The following is a 16,911-nucleotide window of genomic DNA, read 5'->3' as shown; positions in this document are numbered from 1 at the left end:
TACGCTTGACTGTGTTGACTTGTCAACGTTTTCTTGTAATCTGTCTCACATGGGCACTACATCGTCGGTTGGATCACGCACCGTCCTCCGCGGGGTTCCGGTGGTCCCGGGTGTGCAGTACGCACCTGTGATCCGCGTCAGCAGGCTTCCGGAGATCCAGGTCGCTGCCGGCGACATCGATGAGGGGGACCGGCCGGCCGAGGCGGGGCGTTTCGCCGCTGCGGTGACGGAGGTCGCCACCCGGCTGCGAGACCGGGCCGCGCACGCCACGGGTGCCGCCTCGGAGGTACTCGCCGCGACCGCGACACTGGCCCAGGATCGGGCCTGGATAGGCGCGGCCGACAAACGGATCGCCGCAGGCGCGCCCGCGGTCCGCGCGGTAACAGAGGCCGTCGACCAGTTTGTAGACCTGTTCACGCAGCTCGGCGGGCTGATGGCCGAACGTGTCACCGATCTGCGGGATATTCGCGACCGGGTCATCGCCGAGCTGTCCGGACTGCCGGAACCCGGGGTGCCGCTCCCGGATGTCCCGTCGATCCTGTTCGCAGAGGACCTGGCGCCCGCCGACACCGCGGGCCTGGACCCGCAGCTGGTGGTCGGGCTGGCCACCACCCTCGGCGGACCGACCAGCCACACCGCGATCATCGCCCGTCAGCTGGGAATTCCGTGCGTCGTGGCGGTGAGCGCGCTGGATTCGGTCGCCGCCGGTGCCATGGTGCTGCTCGATGGCACCGCTGGGACGGTGACCACCGATCCGGACCCTTCTGTCGCTGCTGATGCCGTGGCCGCCGCTCAACGGAACGCCCTGGCGGCTCGGCAATGGACCGGCCCGGGTGCGACGGCAGACGGTCACACGGTCGCCGTCCTGGCCAATGTCCAGGACGGTGCCGCAGCCCGAACGGCACGGGAAACTCCTGCCGAAGGCGTGGGCTTGTTCCGCACCGAGCTGTGCTTCCTCAATCGCGACACCGAGCCGACCGTCGAGGAACAGGCGACCATCTACGGCGAGGTGCTCGCGGCATTCGCCGGACAGAAAGTGGTGGTCCGCACCCTCGACGCCGGCTCGGACAAGCCATTGAAGTTCGCAGGTCATCCCGACGAGGCCAACCCGGCACTCGGTGTGCGCGGCATCCGGATCGCCGAGGGCAATCCCAGCCTGCTCGAGCACCAGCTCGAGGCGGTGGCCGCTGCGGGCACGGCCACCGGAAACCCGCCGTGGGTGATGGCGCCCATGATCGCCACCGCGGCGGAAGCGAAAAGCTTGCGGACAAAGCGCGTTCGTACGGGCTCACGCCGGGAGTCATGATCGAGGTACCCGCTGCGGCCCTACTGGCCGACAAGATCCTTGAGCACGTCGACTTCCTGTCGATCGGCACCAACGACCTCGCGCAGTACACGATGGCCGCCGACCGGATGTCGGCCGACCTGGCCGCTCTCACCGACCCGTGGCAGCCCGCGGTGCTGGCTCTGGTGGCGATGGCGGCCCGCGCCGGAGCGGCAGTGGACAAGCCGGTCGGAGTGTGCGGCGAGGCCGCGGCCGATCCGCTGTTGGCCGCCGTGCTCGTGGGCCTGGGTGTGACGTCGTTGTCGATGGCTCCGGCGGCCATCGCTGCGGTGGGCGCGCGGATCGCGCAGGTGACGCTGCCGCAGTGCCGCGCCGCCGCCGAGGCGGTGCTGGCCACGGCGACAGCTGCGGAAGCCCGCGAGGCTGCGCTGGCCCAGCTGTCCTGACCGTGTAAAGACGCCGGGGGAATAATCGGACCGCAGTCCGGTTATAGCTGGCATCAGGCTTACACAAACAGGAGGTAGGAGATGCCAGCCATCACCGCAGACACCTTGACCCTGCCCCGCATCGCGGCAGCTCAGGCGTCGGACACCGAACGCCCGGTCCGCTCGATCACGACCGGCCCGCGCGGATACGAAGGCGAGGGATTCCCCGTCGTGCGCGCATTCGGTGGAGTGAGCGCCGCAGACCTCGACCCGTTCGTCCACATGGATCAGATGGGTGAGGTGGAGTACCAGCCCGGCGAGCCGCGGGGCACCGATTGGCACCCGCACCGCGGGTTCGAAACCGTCACCTACATGATCGACGGTCGTTTCGCCCATCAGGATTCACACGGCGGCGGCGGTCTGATCACCGACGGCGCCACCCAGTGGATGACGGCGGGATCCGGCATCCTGCACATCGAGACCCCGCCGGCCGAACTGGTCGAGAACGGCGGCACCTTCCACGGCATCCAGCTGTGGGTGAACCTGCCCAAGAAGGACAAGTTCGCGACGCCGCGCTACCAGGCCATCGAGGGTCCCGACGCCAAGCTGCTGTCCTCGCAGGACGGCGGAGCCTTGGTCCGGATCATCGCCGGCGAGATCGACGGTGCGCAGGGCCCGGGCAGCACGCACACCCCGATCACCATGGCGCACGCCACGATCGAACCGGGTGCGCAGCTCAACCTGCCGTGGAACCGCGACTTCAACGCACTGGTGTACGTACTGAGCGGACGCGGCAGCGTCGGCCCGGTGGGCCACCCGATCCACCAAGGCCAGCTCGCCGTCCTGGGCCCCGGTGACCGGATCACGGTCTCGGCCGAGGGAACCCAGGACTCGAACCGGCCCGCGATGGAGGTTCTGCTGCTGGGCGGCAAGCCGATTCGGGAACCGGTCTTCCACTACGGCCCGTTCGTGATGAACTCGAAGTCCGAGCTCATCCAGGCGCTGGAGGACTACCAGGCGGGTAAGTTCGGCCAGATCCCGCCGAATGCGCTCATGCCGCACCGGCCCCTGAGCTGACCACCGACTACCCCGAAATACCGACGCCGCCCTGTCTGCGACTGGGCGGCTTAGGCTGGCTCGCAGTCGGTTTCGGGGTCGATCCGTTGGTCTGAACTATGGCTGCCGTGGGTTCGAGGCTTTGCCCGTTGCGCTGATCACCGCCGATTCTGCGGCGCAGCTCGTCGAGGTGAGCCACCGTTATCCGGCTGCTGGCGCGGTTGGGATGGATCTTGATCAAGAGCCTGCTGGTGATGTCGAGGTGCGTACAGACCGAATCGAGGTTGCTCGCGGTAGGCGCAGCCAGTTGAACCACCTCTTCGAAACGGGCCAGCAACCGGGCTACTTCCTGTTGTCCGGCTTGGCCGTTCCGCCCGAGCCTGCCCGACCTGAGCGCGCGCACCAAGGCCGCATCGGCGATCGCGACTGCCGTGTAGAACGTGCGGTCGATCGAGAACCGCTCGCGTGCGGTGGCTTCGCAACGGTCGATCAACGCATCGGCGTCCGTCACGCTTTCACCCAGGATTGCCGCCAAGGTCAACCAGTTCAGCACCGAGTAGGGATCGAGGCATTGACGCTGCAGGGTGAGCAGATGCGCCCGGTGGTATCGGCAGGACGCTTGGCGCAGCATTTCCGTGGCGGCCCCGGCGGTCGGTTCTGAGGCGGCACGACGCTTGTAAGCGCTACCGAGCAGGTTGTACCGCTCTGCCGTCTTGGACACCTCGAGCAGCCGTTCGAGGCGCGCGATGGCCTCTCCGTACAACTTCTTGGCGCGTTCGGGCTCGCTACCGGCGAGATCGTTGGCCATGCGTGCCTCGAAATTGGCGAGTTGTTCAACGGCGCGCATCGTCGTCGTTGACGTCTCGCCCTCCCCGGCCAGCGCGGCGATCAGGTACCGGCGGGCATCCTCGAAGCGGCGCAGATTGCCATAGGCGTAACCGATCGCCATCTGAACATCGGTCTGCTCAAGCCAGTCGGCGGGGCATTCCTTCACCAGTGCGTTGAGTTGTTGTGCGGCCTCACTCGGCGCAATCGCGGGAGCCGAACCAGCTTCCGGCTTGCGGCCGACGTAGCTCACCGCTTCGATGAACTCGGCCACGTCCACCCGCCCCGGCCCGGCCGCTGTCGTGCCGGTCGCGGTGGGATCGAGCCGGTAGTCCGGATCGCCATACGCCTGATATGCGCCCCAGGTATTGCTGTCGCCGAACTCTTCGTGGGTGTGGCCGCGAGCGGCCTTGAGCGCGAAGCCGAAAGACTCTCCGCTGAGCATGCATTCGTAGAATTTCTGGGCGAACTCCTTGGCGGCGTCATCCTTGACAGCCCAACCGGCGGCTACCACAGCGCGCACACCCATCTCGATCAGTTCGCGGGAAACGCTGGCGGCCAGTCGATTGAACTCGACAGTGGGCGTCTGCGCTGGTGCCTCAGGTCCGGTCTGGCCGATGTGGCAGCAGTTGAGGAAGACCAATTCCGGTACCTGCTGCATCTGGCCGACCTCGACTGCGGTGAGAAACACGCCATTGTCGAGCACCATCCCACTGCGGGCCTTGCCGTCCGCACTCGCAGGCGGCTCGTAGTAGCCGTGGCCGGCCAGATGCACGATGCGGTAGGGCTTTCGGTACAGCCCGGCGAGGACTTCGAGCGCCGTCGGTTTGGTCACCGGCTTGTCGACGTCGAATCTCCCGCGCAGTAGGTCATACACGGCGCTGGCCTCGGCCATCGCGCCGGGTAGTTGATTGAACGGTGGACTGACCAGCGGATCGCCGACAACATAGGCTGCCGTGCCCGCCCGCGCACCGATCTGTGGGCGGTAGTTCGAGGTCTGCAACTGCCGTACCAGAGCCTTGTCGAGACACAGAGCCTTGTCGCCCGCGCTCATCAGCTCCCATGGATAGGCGGCGGTTTCGGCGTCCAAGACCAGCACCAGGTTGTCGACCTGTGCGAGCCCGGACTTGAGCTCGTTGGGAACCGTGAGTTCGAACAGCACGCGCGATTCGTCTGCCCGGAATCGGGTTTGGGAGATCGAGTCCTTGATCAGCCGGTCCACCAGCTCGGGCTGCCGCTGCTGCGAGGTCGCCTCGGCGCGGGCGCGGTCCGACAGTGTGAGGAACTTGATCTGACGGTGGGTGTCAGCCCGGCCGGCCGGTGCGCTGATCGCCAATTCCGCCAGTGCGGCAAGGAGTTCGGGGTCTGCGTTGTCCGATTCGAGTACTGCGCGCTTGAGCCGGTCGGCCAGCGGCTTGGGCAGGCAGGCCGGTTCGGACTTGCGCTGCGGCACCACGACGCTGACCTCCCACCGGCGCCAGGCGTGTTGGCGCCCCGCGGAGGCAGTCAGGCGCCGACGGCCCTCCCGGCCGCGCCGCAGCAGGGGAGCCGCCTCGATTTCGGTCTCGAGCTCCTTGCCGATCAGCGGAGCCAGGCGCTTGACCGCATGCGCGGCTTCGATCGCCGTGTCGGCGTAGAGCTCGACGATCTCGACTTCCTGGATGGTGAGGGGGGTGCTATTGCCTTCGGCGAGTTCGCGATTGGCCTGGCCGATAGCACGCAGAATGGCACCGACCGAGTCCCCTATTGCGATGTTGGCGGTCGAATTGCCGCCGACGAGCAGCACCGACAAGCCGATCTTCTCCGTTGCGGAGTCGTCCTCCGGCGACCCGGACAGACCGTCCCGCCGTTCGAGAACGTACTGGAGCGCGGCGCGTCGAAGCAGATCGCAGAGTTGGCCCGCACTGAGGTCGCCCCATTTGCCCAGGCCGACGACAATCGCCCCGGTTGGCAGGGCCAGCGCCTTCTGTAGCGCCGTCGGCTTGCGTAGGACCACCGCCACGGATCCGAACACGCCGGGGTAGAGGCCGAGCGCGTAGCGCTCCGTCAGCGCGCCCCGCAGCAGCCCATCCAATTGGGCCTCGGCGCCGATGATGGTGTCGCCCTCGTAGTGCCCCACCACAATGGGATAGCGCGCGTAGCGCAGGTCGTCGTGGACCACTGATACCCGGAAGCTCGGCTGGGCACCTTCTTGATACGGCTTGCGCGCGGACTTTCCCAGGAGGTCGGCAGCCAACGATGTCTCGGTCGGATAGAGCACCGGTTCGGGCAGGGCCCGGAAGTCCTGCGCGCCTCCGCGTGCCGCGCTGAGCGGAGTCTCCGAGAGTCGTGAGGTGGTACCGGAATCGAGAAGATCCTGGAGCGCGAGGAAGCTCGGAACGTGCGACGCCAGGTCGCCGTGCACCGCATCCATGTACCAGGTGCGGACGCCGGGCAGGCGGCCGGAGAGATACGTGACCCGACCGTCGCCTTCCGTCGTACATTCCAGGACGATCCGGTCGCCGACGTGGTCGACGCCCTTCACGGTGCGTGGCGAGGTTCCCGCCACGTAGTGCACCCGATCCGCGTGGGGTAGACCCGACAGCTGGTCTTTGATGGCGTCGCGCGTGGCACGCGCGCCGTCCAGCAGTGCTTCACCGGGAATGGCCGACTTGCGGCGTTCGCTCCGGTAGTCCTGCCAGTGCGACACCGTGAAGAAACGTTCGTCGTCGGGCAGCAGCTCGAGCACACCGGGGAACTTCGCGATGGTGTCGACAACTTCCGCCGTGTTGTGGGTCAGGTCCAGCAGCGCGAGCTTTTGGACGGTCGCTGCAGTGCCCAGCAAGGATTCGACGATGTCGTGCGAGCCGCGGTTTGGGGTGCCGAGCATCACCAGGCGCCCGCCGGGGCGTTTGCAGATGCGGTCCCACAGGTCGGGCGCTTGCGCGATCATCGCGCGCACCACAAGCCCGCCCATACTGTGGGCGATGATGCGTACCGGCTGCTGCGTTCGTCGCAAGGCATTCTCGAGCTCGACGATCAGCAGATGTGCCGCGTCGGTCACCGACCGGCGCCAGTCGTAGGCGAACGGGACGACCTCGTGCGTGTTCTGCAGGAACTCGCACAGCTCGCGATAACCGTCGCCGACCAGGGAGACGGGACGCACGTTCGCCGCGGTGACGTCGGCGAGATCGCCGAGCCCGCCGCGCAACAACGCGAGGTAGCGCATCCAGACCTCGCGCTCGCCGATGTTCAGGTGGGAACCCATGATCCCCGGTAGGACAAAGACAATCGGCTGGTCTGCGTTGGCGCGGGTCTGCAGCGACCGCAGCATCGGCACTGGATCGAGCTCGCTCGCCACGATGTCTCGGAAGATGATCGGAGGCTTGTCGGCGGGCGCCGCGAGCCACTCGACCAGCGCCCCGCGCGTGCTCGGATTGGCGAAGTAGTTGAAGTGGCTGACGTCGGCGCCCTGGTCGAATACATAGCGGGCGGCGGTCCGCCGGGCCCCGTGGAACATGGCGTCGGTGTTGACGACCAGATCGTTGTCCCGGCCTTCGTAGATGATGTGATCGCTGGCGAACACCCCGATCTTCTTGAGCCAGTTGCCGCCCTGGATATCGCCGGCGATGACGCCCATCGCGCCGCGCGCGGGATCGGTCAGATTGTTGAGCAGCGCGACCAGCGGCGATTGCGGCATCATCGCTTCGAGTCCCGGAACCAGAGACGGCAGGGTCCGGTTCTTGACGATCTCCAGCGTGATCCGCTTGATCACCTCGTAGAGCGGCGTTCCGCCGATACCCGGAATGAAACCGATGAGGTTGGTGAGCACAGACAGGAAGACGTCGATGTTCTCACCCGCCAGTAGCGTGCCGCGGGACGGCGAGGCGCAGCGGACGAACCGTTCCACCCGAAGCTGTTTCTGCGCAACCAGTTCCGCGAGCCGGCCGAGTTGTCTGCGGTCATGCAGATCTGCCAGGTCCAGATCGGAATTGCCACGTTTGAAGTTCGCGACCAGTTCGGTGTTGATCGATGTCAGCGTGACGAGATCACCGACCAGTCCGCCGCGTGAATGGGACACGATGCTGACCCGGGCATTTCGCGGCAACGCGGTGAGCAGTTCGATGGCGTTGTCGATCGGGCTGTCGCTCAAGGTGCGGTGCTCGAAGGCGTAGATGTTGTCGCCGAACAACCGCTGCAACTCTTGCCACTGTGGTTGCGCTTCGGTGTTGAGGAAGGAACCGAAGCTGCCGCGAGTGGAAGAAGCGGTGCCATGGATGAACACCAATAGGGGCTTGTCGACGTCGAAGCCCTCGAGATCGACGGGTGCGGAAGCTGCCTTCCCGGCCTCACCTGTGGCGTCCTCCCACTTGTACAGGCCGGGACCGGATCTGAGATTGTTCTCGATCATCCGGATCAACGCTTTGGTGGCGTACCAGGCGGGGACTTTCGCCAGGAGATCGACTCCGAGGCCCTTCGCTTCATCGAAGAGTTCGGTCGGCCATTGCGTGGGATCGGTGAGCTTGTCGGTGATGGCGTCAGGATTCAATCGGAGCACCCGAAGCCGAGTGGTCAGCCACTCTTTGACGCCCCGCTCGGATACACGCGGTAGCGAATCGACGCTCACTGCGTCGCCGACTCTCGCCTCAGGCCTGAGAAGTGGGGCTTCCTCGTGATACCGCTTGGCCGAGACCCAGGTGGTGAACCCGCCCTCGATCTCGATCTCGAGTACGGCGTCGTCGTCGACCGAGATGCCTTGGGGTTTCGGGCTTTGCTCGCGGGCCGACGGAGAGAGGTTGTAGGAGTCGACCACCTCGATCACGCCGAGCAGCCCGGTGCCGGGAACCTCGGACTCGACGCCTGGCATGCCACCCCGCGTCGAATGGGTGTCGGTCGTGTCTTGGAGACCGGAAACTTGCAGCTTGATGGTCATCGTTTCAACAGCGTTAGTCGAGTGGCGACAGGAAGGGCTGCTCGAGACGCGCTTCGCTGCCTTCGAGCTGTGGAACCTGCTCGTAGCGGCCGCGTTTCAGCTTCGAACTGGTCTGGTCGTGTAGTTCCCGGTATGACAGCGGTGCGGCGGATTCTGTCAGCGCCTCGACCAGGTTGTAGGTCAGCGCTCCGGCGAAGCCACCGCCGATCGCGGCGTCAGCCGAGGTTTGGTCAGCCCGGCAGCCGGAGATGAGCACCTCGGGAATGTCGACGTGAACGATGTCGCTGGTGCCGTGATCGGACGTGGACTTGCGACGGCGAGTTCCTCGCGTCGTCCCGGTCAGGCCGCGCCCGGACTCCACCGCATCCAGGTCCCACGGACTCGGCAGGTACCGCTCGATCAGGGGAGCGTCGGGCGGCTCGAGAGCCCGCGTGATGGTGCCGGAATGGCAGCAGTCGGTGATCACGGTGAGGCTGACGCCTGCGCCCAGGCCGTCGAAGACATTGCGCAGCCAGTCGTCGCGCAGCGGGTCGTTCCAGTCGAGGTCGGTCGGGCACAAAATCTCGTCGCGGTTGTCGTCCTCGTCCCCGTCGTTGTCGGGCACGTTCGACCCGTGACCGGAGTAGTGCACGAGCAGTACATCGCCGCGCCGGGCCTCGCGGATCAATCCCGTGACGGCTTCCTCGATGGCTGCTTTGGTGGCGTCGAAGTCCGTGATCACGGAAATATCGCCGGACTCGAATTCGTACTGTCGCTGAAGCAGATTGGCCATGTTTTTCACATCGGGAACGCACCCGCGTAAGTCATTGCCCGGAATTCGGTAGCGATTGACGCCGATGAGCACCGCTTTCTTGGCCATGGTGCGCTCCTTTGCATTAGGCCGTCGGCCAGGGTTGATGTTCGAATTCCGGTCCGGAGAAGCGGCAGGCCTGGTCGGGCATCGCAGTATCCTCTCCTGAGACAACGAAACGTCAGGTGGGCAATTGCAGTATGTGCACGTGACGCATAAGGGTCGTGAGTAGTCGGGTACTCGAATTTGCGCCGCGGAGAGGACGGGCCCCCGTGACGTCACCGTTCCGTTTGGAGTTTCCGGATGTGGGCAGTGCGCTCGTGGCACGTGTCACGGAAACCGTGGAATTGCGCTCGGCACTCGCCGCTTTGGAGCTGTTTCCGCCTCGACCAACTGTGGTGGTCGTCGGTGGGGCCGGAGGACTCGACGCCATTGAGATGGACCGCCTCCGCCCACTGTTCGCGTCGGGGATTGCGTCTGTGATGGAGAAATTCGGTGCGGTCGGCGTGGACGGCGGAACGCTGGCCGGAGTCATGCAGCTCTTCGGCGAAATTCGTGCGACGGCTGCGTTTCCACTCCTGGGCGTGGTCGCGGCGGGCACGGTGCGCTTGCCCGGCACCTCTTCGCCCGATGACGGGCACAGTTTCGAGCTGGAGCCTCGGCACACCCATTTCCTGGTCGTGCCCGGTGACAAGTGGGGTGCGGAGGCCCCGTGGATCGCCGAGGCCGCGACCGTTCTCGCTGGGGGTTCACCCTCGGTCACGGTGCTGATCAACGGTGGCGATATCGCCTACTCCGACGTCGAGCTGAGCGTCCAAGCCGGACGCCCCGTCGTGGCGATCGACCGCTCGGGGCGAACAGCTGACGTTTTCGCGACTGCGTTGGCAGGTGAGTTGGTAGATGAACGGGCGTCGTCGCTGGTTCGGTCCGGGCTGATCCGTTCGGTGCCGGCGGATGAGCCGGAAGGTCTTGCTGAATTGCTTGAGACCGTTCTCGGTGACGGCCGCTGAGTGAATTGAACCTGACAGTTCCCGCCAAATTCGAGTAGTCGACTACGCTACGCCGCCATCACGCCGGCGAGGACCATTGATTTGTGCCTGGAGCATTCCCTGGTCACCCCGCGCTGGTGATGCGCCATCCCAGCGACGCCGGTAGTTGTCTGGCGCAATTTGAATCGAGCAATTCGACATGAACGAGGAATTCTGGGGCACCCTTCTCTCTCATATCCGGCACCAGGTGCTGATACCGGTTGTGGGTCCCGATGTCACCGTGGTCAAAGTCGACGGCGCCGAACAACGATTGACGACGGCGGTGGGTGAGCGCCTCGCCCAGCGGTTCGAACTCAACGTTCCTCCCGGGGTCACCACCACGGATCGGGCGGTGGCCGCCTTTCTGCGCGAGCGCGGCCGCGACGAGGTCGATGACCTGTATGCCGTGATCGACGAAATCGTCGTGGACCTCGATCCGGAACCTGGTGATGCGTTGCGAGACCTCGCCGCCATCGATGATCTGAGCCTGTTCGTGACAACGACGCCAGACCGCTTGCTTGCAAGAGCGTTGGGCACCATCCGCGGCCGGCCGGTGCGTGAGGTCGCCTTCTCCCCGTCAAAGTCCACTCCGGATCAGGAGCGGGATGCGCGAGAGCCGTCGCCGGCCGAAACCGTCGTTCTCAGCCTGTTTGGCCAAACCGCAGCCATGCCGGAGTATGCGATCCACGAGGAGGACCGGCTGGAGTGGATCCATGCGTTGCTCAGCGAGAAGGCCAGCCTCCCCGACTGGCTCGACTATCCATTGAAGCATCAGCCGATGTTGTTCATCGGCTGCGAGATCCCAGACTGGTTCGGGCGGTTTCTCGTTCGGCTGTCCAGCGACAAACGGCTCTCGCTCGGCGGTAAGCCATTCTTCTTCGCCGCAAACTCGCGCGAACCGTCGCTGTCGAGCTTCTTTTCGACCTACTGCCGCCGAACGATGGTCAAGCAGTTGGACATGGATCCGACGGAGTTCGTCGCAGAGTTACGTAAACGCTGGGAGGCGAAACAATCCAAGCCTCGACCCCCCTCGCCGCCCGACACCTACAACGGGAGCGCGCTGGACCCGGCGTCTCTGGACACAGCGGAGATATTCATCAGCTACAAGCGTGAGGATCTCATCGCCGCGCGGCGGCTATATGACGCGATCACCAGACTCGGCGGTGTGGCCTGGCTCGACGAGCGGGAGCTGCGCACCGGGGATGCTTGGGAACCCGAAATTCTGAGCTGCATTCGCCAAACAGTCAGCCTGTTCGTGCCGGTTATCTCCGCCAACACCGAACGGAAGAAGGAGAGCTACGTCTTCAAGGAATGGAACGAGGCGGTAGAACGAGCGCGGGGCATTCTCGGCCAGCGTTTCATCATGCCGGTGGTCATCGACCCCGACTATGACGGGGACGCGAGCCGCTTCAAACAAGTTCCGCAGGGTTTCAAGAGCTTCCAGTACGGTCATGCGCCCGGTGGCGAGCCGGATGAGGACCTGATCAAGGACGTCGTATCCGCAATTCGGGAAATACGACGTACCGATGCAGCATGACGTACGCACTGACCACGACGCAGCTCGACGCCGATAATCCTTGGCCGGGACTCGAATCCTACGGCGAAGACGCGCGGGGCTTCTTCCACGGCCGCGTCCATGAATGCGAGAAGCTTCTGAAAAAGGTTCTCGACGCCCCCGTCACGGTGTTGTTCGGCCGCTCGGGTCTGGGCAAGACATCACTGTTGCACGCGGGGTTGTTCCCCTTGTTGCGCAACGAAAACCTCTTGCCGATCTATGTCAGGTTCGAGCTCAATCCGGGTGCGGCATCACTCAGCCATCAGCTGCACGACACGGTCCGCAGAGCCATCCAGGCGGCGGTGCCTGATGCGAGTCTCCCCGAGGACAACGAATCACTGTGGGAATACCTGCATCGTGCCGACCTCGAGCTGTGGAGCACACGAAACTACTTGCTGACACCGGTGATCGTTCTCGACCAGTTCGAAGAGCTGTTCACGCTCGGTGACAGCTGTCCGGACAAGGTGGAAGCCTTCAGGTACGACCTTGCCGACCTGGCCGAGAATCGGATACCCGCGGATCTGGCCGCACGAATCAAGAATGACCCGACGGAGGCGCGGCGATTCAACCTACGGACGCACAACTGCAAACTGCTGATCAGTTTGCGAGAGGATTATCTCCCCCACCTGGAGGAATGGTGCCGGTACATTCCGGCGCTTGGGCGGTCGCGAATGCGGTTGCTGCCCTTGGGGACTCGCGAAGCGTTCGATGCCGTACATAAACCGGCCGCACGTCTGATGACGGCTGAACTGGCGCACCAGATCGTGGACATCATCGCCGGCGTGGGTCTGCACCTCGGACGCAAGAACACGCTGCCGGACAACGACTTTCCTATCGATCAGCATGGCGCGGCCGAGGTCGAGCCGACGCTGCTCAGCTTGGTCTGTCGCGAACTCAATGAGGAACGCAAGCGCCTCGGCAAAACACAGTTCGATGAGCAACTCGTCGAGGAACACGGCCGCTCGACGATCCCTAACTACTACACCTCATGCGTGAGTGGAATGCGGAAAGAAGTCGCGGAATTCATTGAGGACAAGTTGATAACCACGACAGGCTTCCGCGACTTCGAAGCCGTTGAGGACGCGGTGCCATCGCGTCTGACACGCGACGAACTTGACCAGCTGATCGACTTGCGGCTGGTCCGTCTCGCGGAGTACCACGGCACGCAACGGATCGAACTGATCCATGATGTGCTCACCGGTACGGTGCGTGACCACCGTGACCGGCGGGTTGCCGCAGAGGACCTACGGCTCGCCGAAGAGCGGAAGGAAAAGGAAAAGGCCGCGCTGGCGGCAGCCGCGGAGCAGGACCGGCAAGCCCTCGCCCAGGCTGCCCAGTTGCGTGAGGCAGAGCTGGATCGCGAGCGCCTCGTTGAACGAGAGCGGCGACTCGAGTCCGAGAAGACGGCGGCACAGCGACTCAGATGGCTATTGGCAGTGCTGGCCATCGCGTGCGTCCTAGCGGTTGTCGCCGCTGGGTTCGGACTCAAGGCGGCCCAAACCCGCAGCCAGGAAGCTCAAATCGATCGGTTGTATCTCAACTCCCAACTGATGCTGGGTGGGCTGTCACCGCTCGGAAGCCACGAGGTCAAGCTGATGCAGATGTTGTTGGCGGCGCAGGCCATCCCGTCGACGCTGCCAGCCAGAAAGTATGAGTTGCTCACGACGCTCAATAGGGAGCGCGATCTGCTCAAAGTCATTGACCTTCCGGCAACCACCAACAGTGTGGCGTTCAGTCCTGACGGCGCTCGCATTGTGTCTGGCTCCGACAAGACGGTGCGGATGTGGGGTCTTGATGGGCAGCCGGTCGGCCAGATCATGCACGGCGACAAGGTGACCAGTGTGGCGTTCAGTCCAGATGGGTCTCGCATTGTGTCTGGCGGTGAGGACAAAGCGGTGCGGTTGTGGAGTTCTGATGGACAGCCGATTGGCGTGCCGATGCGTCATGAGGACAAGGTGACCAGTGTGGCGTTCAGTCCAGATGGGTCTCGCATTGTGTCTGGTGGTGAGGACAAAGCGGTGCGGTTGTGGAGTTCTGATGGGCAGCCGGTCGGCCAGATGATGCACGGCGACAAGGTGACGAGCAATGATCAGAACCTGTGGATGAGCCTTGGTAGGGCGGCGTGAATGTGGGCGCGCCTTCCCGGGGATGATCACAAGTCCAGTTCGTTTCTGATCAAGACCGGCGTTGGCGCGCTGGTTGGGAAGGCACGCCCGTGCTCACCGTAGTTCACGATGTCGCGCAGGCCAACGACACCCGCAGCGGTGCCGGTCGGTCGTTGTTGGATGAGATTGTCCGCGACGGTGCCCGGCAGATGCTGGCCGCCGCTTTGCAGGCCGAGGTCGCCGCCTATGTCGACCAGTTCGTCGATCAGGTCGACGAGAATGGGCACCGGCTGGTGGTCCGCAACGGCCACCACAACGTCCGGGAGGTGCTCACCGGCGCTGGGGCGATCGAGGTGAAGGCGCCGCGGGTCAACGACAAACGGGTCGATCCGGAAACCGGTGAGCGGCAACGATTCTCGTCGAAGATACTGCCGGCGTGGGCGCGTAAGTCCCCGCAGATGGCCGAGGTGCTGCCGTTGCTGTACCTGCATGGCCTGTCCAGCAGCGACTTCGGTCCGGCGTTGGAGCAGTTCCTCGGCTCGGGGGCGGGGCTCTCGGCTCCGGCGATCACCCGACTGACCGCGCAGTGGCAGGACGAGGCCGCCGCGTTCGGCCGCCGGGACCTGTCGGGCACCGATTATGTGTACCTGTGGGTGGACGGCATCCATCTCAAGGTCCGCCTGGAGCAGGACAAACTGTGCCTGCTGGTGATGCTGGGGGTGCGCGCCGACGGCCGCAAGGAACTGGTCGCGCTGACCGACGGGTACCGCGAATCAGCGGACTCGTGGGCGGATCTGCTGCGGGACTGCCGGCGCCGTGGCATGCGCGCCCCGGTGCTCGCGGTCGGGGACGGTGCTCTGGGGTTCTGGAAAGCGGTCCGTGAGGTGTTCCCCGATACCCGTGAGCAGCGGTGCTGGTTTCACAAGCAGGCCAATGTCCTTGCCGCACTACCGAAGTCGGCGCATCCGGGGGCGATCGCGGCGATGCGGGAAATCGCGGGCGCCGAGGACATCGACCACGCGCAGGTCGCGGTCAAAGCCTTCGAACTGGACTACGGCGCCAAGTTCCCCAAGGCCGTGGCCAAGATCGTTGACGACCTCGATGTGCTGCTGGAGTTCTACCACTATCCCGCCGAGCACTGGGTACATCTGCGCACCACCAATCCGATCGAGTCGACCTTCGCCACGGTCCGGTTGCGCACCAAGGTCACCAAGGGGCCGGGTTCCCGCGCGGCGGGTATCGCCATGGCCTACAAGCTCATTGACGCCGCACAAGCCCGCTGGCGGGCGGTGAACGCCCCGCACCTGGTCGCCCTGGTCCGGGCCGGAGCGGTGTTCCACAAAGGCAAACTGCTCGAACGACCCGTCGACATCACCCCACCCGAACCGGCCGACAACCCGGCCACCCCGACCGGAACGGAGGTCGCCTGAAAAACACCAATCCACAGGTATTGACAATTACTCCAAGGTGACCAGTGTGGCGTTCAGTCCAGATGGGTCTCGCATTGTGTCTGGCGGTGAGGACAAAGCGGTGCGGTTGTGGAGTTCTGATGGGCAGCCTGCGGCTGAGCCGATGCGTCATTACGACAAGGTGACCAGTGTGGCGTTCAGTCCCGACGGCACGCGTATCGCGTCTGGCGGTCAGGACGGCATCGTCCGAGTGTGGGACGCGCTCACTGGGCAGCAAGTCGGCCCACCTCTTATCCACCCTGGAGCCGTGAACGGCGTGGCGTTCAGTCCCGACGGCACGCGCATTGCGACCGCCGGCAGTGACAGGATCATCCGGCTATTCAGCGCGGAGACCAACCGTCTTATCGGTTACCTGACAGGGCACGAGTCTGCGGTGAACGCCGTGGCGTTCGACCGTGATAATCCGTATCTGGTGTCGGCCAGCGGCGATGGGACAGTCCGTCTGTGGGACATCAGGTGGCAGCGCATGGTCGGCCATGACGGAGCGGCCTGGGCTGGGTACTTCGACGGCGGTCGCCGTATCGGTTCAGGCAGCGCGGACAAGACGGTGCGTTGGTGGGATCCGGCAACTGGGCGGCCCATCGGTGAACCGCTGAGCATCGGCGATGCCGACGTTAGGTATCTGTTCCCGGCCGACGAGGATCGCCTGCTGTCGTTCGGATCGAACGACGATGTGCAACTGTGGAACGCGCGCAACCTCCAGCCAATTGGCCGACCGCTGCGCCTTCCCGGAGAGCCAGATCTCGCGGCCGACTACAGGGTGACGCGGATCGCGGCACGACTCGAACCCCGCGCAGTGCAGGTGTACAAGACCGACACGATGCAGCCGGTCGGAAAACGCATCCTTCCGGCGGAGGATGTCTCGAGGATGAGTTTCAGCCGTGATGGCCAGATCCTGGCCACCGGCGGCGTCTCCGGCACCGTCGAACTCTGGGACACCGACACCGGAGCCCGGCTGGGATCTCCGATGAGTGCTGGCGGCGCATCGGTGTGGAGTATCGAGTTCAGTCGCGATGGACAGATGCTCGCAGTCGGGCACGAGGATTATGGCGTGCGACTCTGGCGCACAGATACCTACCAGCGCGAGGGTAGGCCTATGTCCTTGGAGGACGCTGTTGCCACCTCTGTGGCGTTCAGCCCCGACGGGCTGACGCTGGCATCGGGCGGTGACGATGGCACCCTCCGACTGTGGGATGTCGCGGACCAAACCCCACTTGGTACCCCACTCCCTGTGCACAACGGCGCAGTGATGAGCCTGGAGTTCAGTCCGGACGGGAAGAGATTGGTTTCAGCCAGCGATGACAACACTCTTCGAATCTGGCCGGTTCTACCAGCGGATCCGCACTTGCTGTGCGACAAACTCACCCACTTCATGACCCGCGATCAATGGAAGGAAAAGGTTCCCGGGACCGGCTACAAGAATTTCTGCGACCTGCCGGAGTCCGAGTACGCCGGATAGCC

At 64.7% G+C, this 16,911-nt stretch carries 8 protein-coding genes and 1 pseudogene; 7 read left to right on the top strand and 2 right to left on the bottom strand.

The window, feature by feature from the left end:
- The first annotated feature begins 49 nt into the window (after nt 1-49).
- Together ptsP and ACNQR1_RS01995 are read left to right on the top strand one after the other, a co-directional pair.
- Nucleotides 50-1,731: pseudogene (gene ptsP, locus ACNQR1_RS02000) on the top strand (phosphoenolpyruvate--protein phosphotransferase).
- 81 nt (nt 1,732-1,812) lie between these two features.
- The gene (locus tag ACNQR1_RS01995; protein WP_276130889.1) at nt 1,813-2,787 is read left to right on the top strand and encodes a pirin family protein; all 975 of its coding nucleotides are present in this window, start codon (nt 1,813-1,815) and stop codon (nt 2,785-2,787) included.
- A 7-nt stretch (nt 2,788-2,794) separates the two neighbouring features.
- Here the strand turns inward: ACNQR1_RS01995 and ACNQR1_RS01990 are convergent, their stop codons facing one another.
- Together ACNQR1_RS01990 and ACNQR1_RS01985 are read right to left on the bottom strand one after the other, a co-directional pair.
- Nucleotides 2,795-8,503, bottom strand: a complete 5,709-nt coding sequence (locus ACNQR1_RS01990) for a CHAT domain-containing protein (RefSeq protein WP_418043681.1) — start codon at nt 8,501-8,503, stop codon at nt 2,795-2,797.
- Nucleotides 8,504-8,516: 13 nt separating this feature from the next.
- The gene (locus ACNQR1_RS01985; protein ID WP_418043679.1) at nt 8,517-9,362 is read right to left on the bottom strand and encodes a caspase family protein; all 846 of its coding nucleotides are present in this window, start codon (nt 9,360-9,362) and stop codon (nt 8,517-8,519) included.
- Nucleotides 9,363-9,565: 203 nt separating this feature from the next.
- On the opposite strand from ACNQR1_RS01985, the gene ACNQR1_RS01980 reads away from it, so the two are divergent.
- From ACNQR1_RS01980 to ACNQR1_RS01960, 5 genes are all read left to right on the top strand, one after another.
- Nucleotides 9,566-10,303 (top strand): hypothetical protein, encoded by a 738-nt coding sequence (locus ACNQR1_RS01980; RefSeq protein WP_418043677.1) that lies wholly within the window; start codon nt 9,566-9,568, stop codon nt 10,301-10,303.
- A 178-nt stretch (nt 10,304-10,481) separates the two neighbouring features.
- Nucleotides 10,482-11,858 (top strand): toll/interleukin-1 receptor domain-containing protein, encoded by a 1,377-nt coding sequence (locus tag ACNQR1_RS01975; RefSeq protein ID WP_418043675.1) that lies wholly within the window; start codon nt 10,482-10,484, stop codon nt 11,856-11,858.
- Entirely contained in the window at nt 11,855-14,002 is a 2,148-nt protein-coding gene (locus ACNQR1_RS01970) for a hypothetical protein (protein WP_418043673.1), read from the top strand. Before ACNQR1_RS01975 ends, ACNQR1_RS01970 begins: the two co-directional genes overlap by 4 nt.
- A gap of 89 nt (nt 14,003-14,091) precedes the next feature.
- A complete protein-coding gene (locus tag ACNQR1_RS01965) occupies nt 14,092-15,411 on the top strand; it encodes an IS256 family transposase (RefSeq protein WP_016894482.1) in 1,320 nt (439 codons plus the stop codon).
- A 37-nt stretch (nt 15,412-15,448) separates the two neighbouring features.
- A complete protein-coding gene (locus ACNQR1_RS01960) occupies nt 15,449-16,909 on the top strand; it encodes a WD40 repeat domain-containing protein (RefSeq protein ID WP_418043671.1) in 1,461 nt (486 codons plus the stop codon).
- The last annotated feature ends 2 nt before the right edge of the window (nt 16,910-16,911 follow it).

Origin of the sequence: Mycobacterium sp. 48b (genome assembly GCF_048282725.1) — a bacterium.
Classification (GTDB): domain Bacteria; phylum Actinomycetota; class Actinomycetes; order Mycobacteriales; family Mycobacteriaceae; genus Mycobacterium.
Note: the sequence above shows the minus strand (reverse complement) of the source record. Positions and strands in the feature narration are given on the sequence as shown.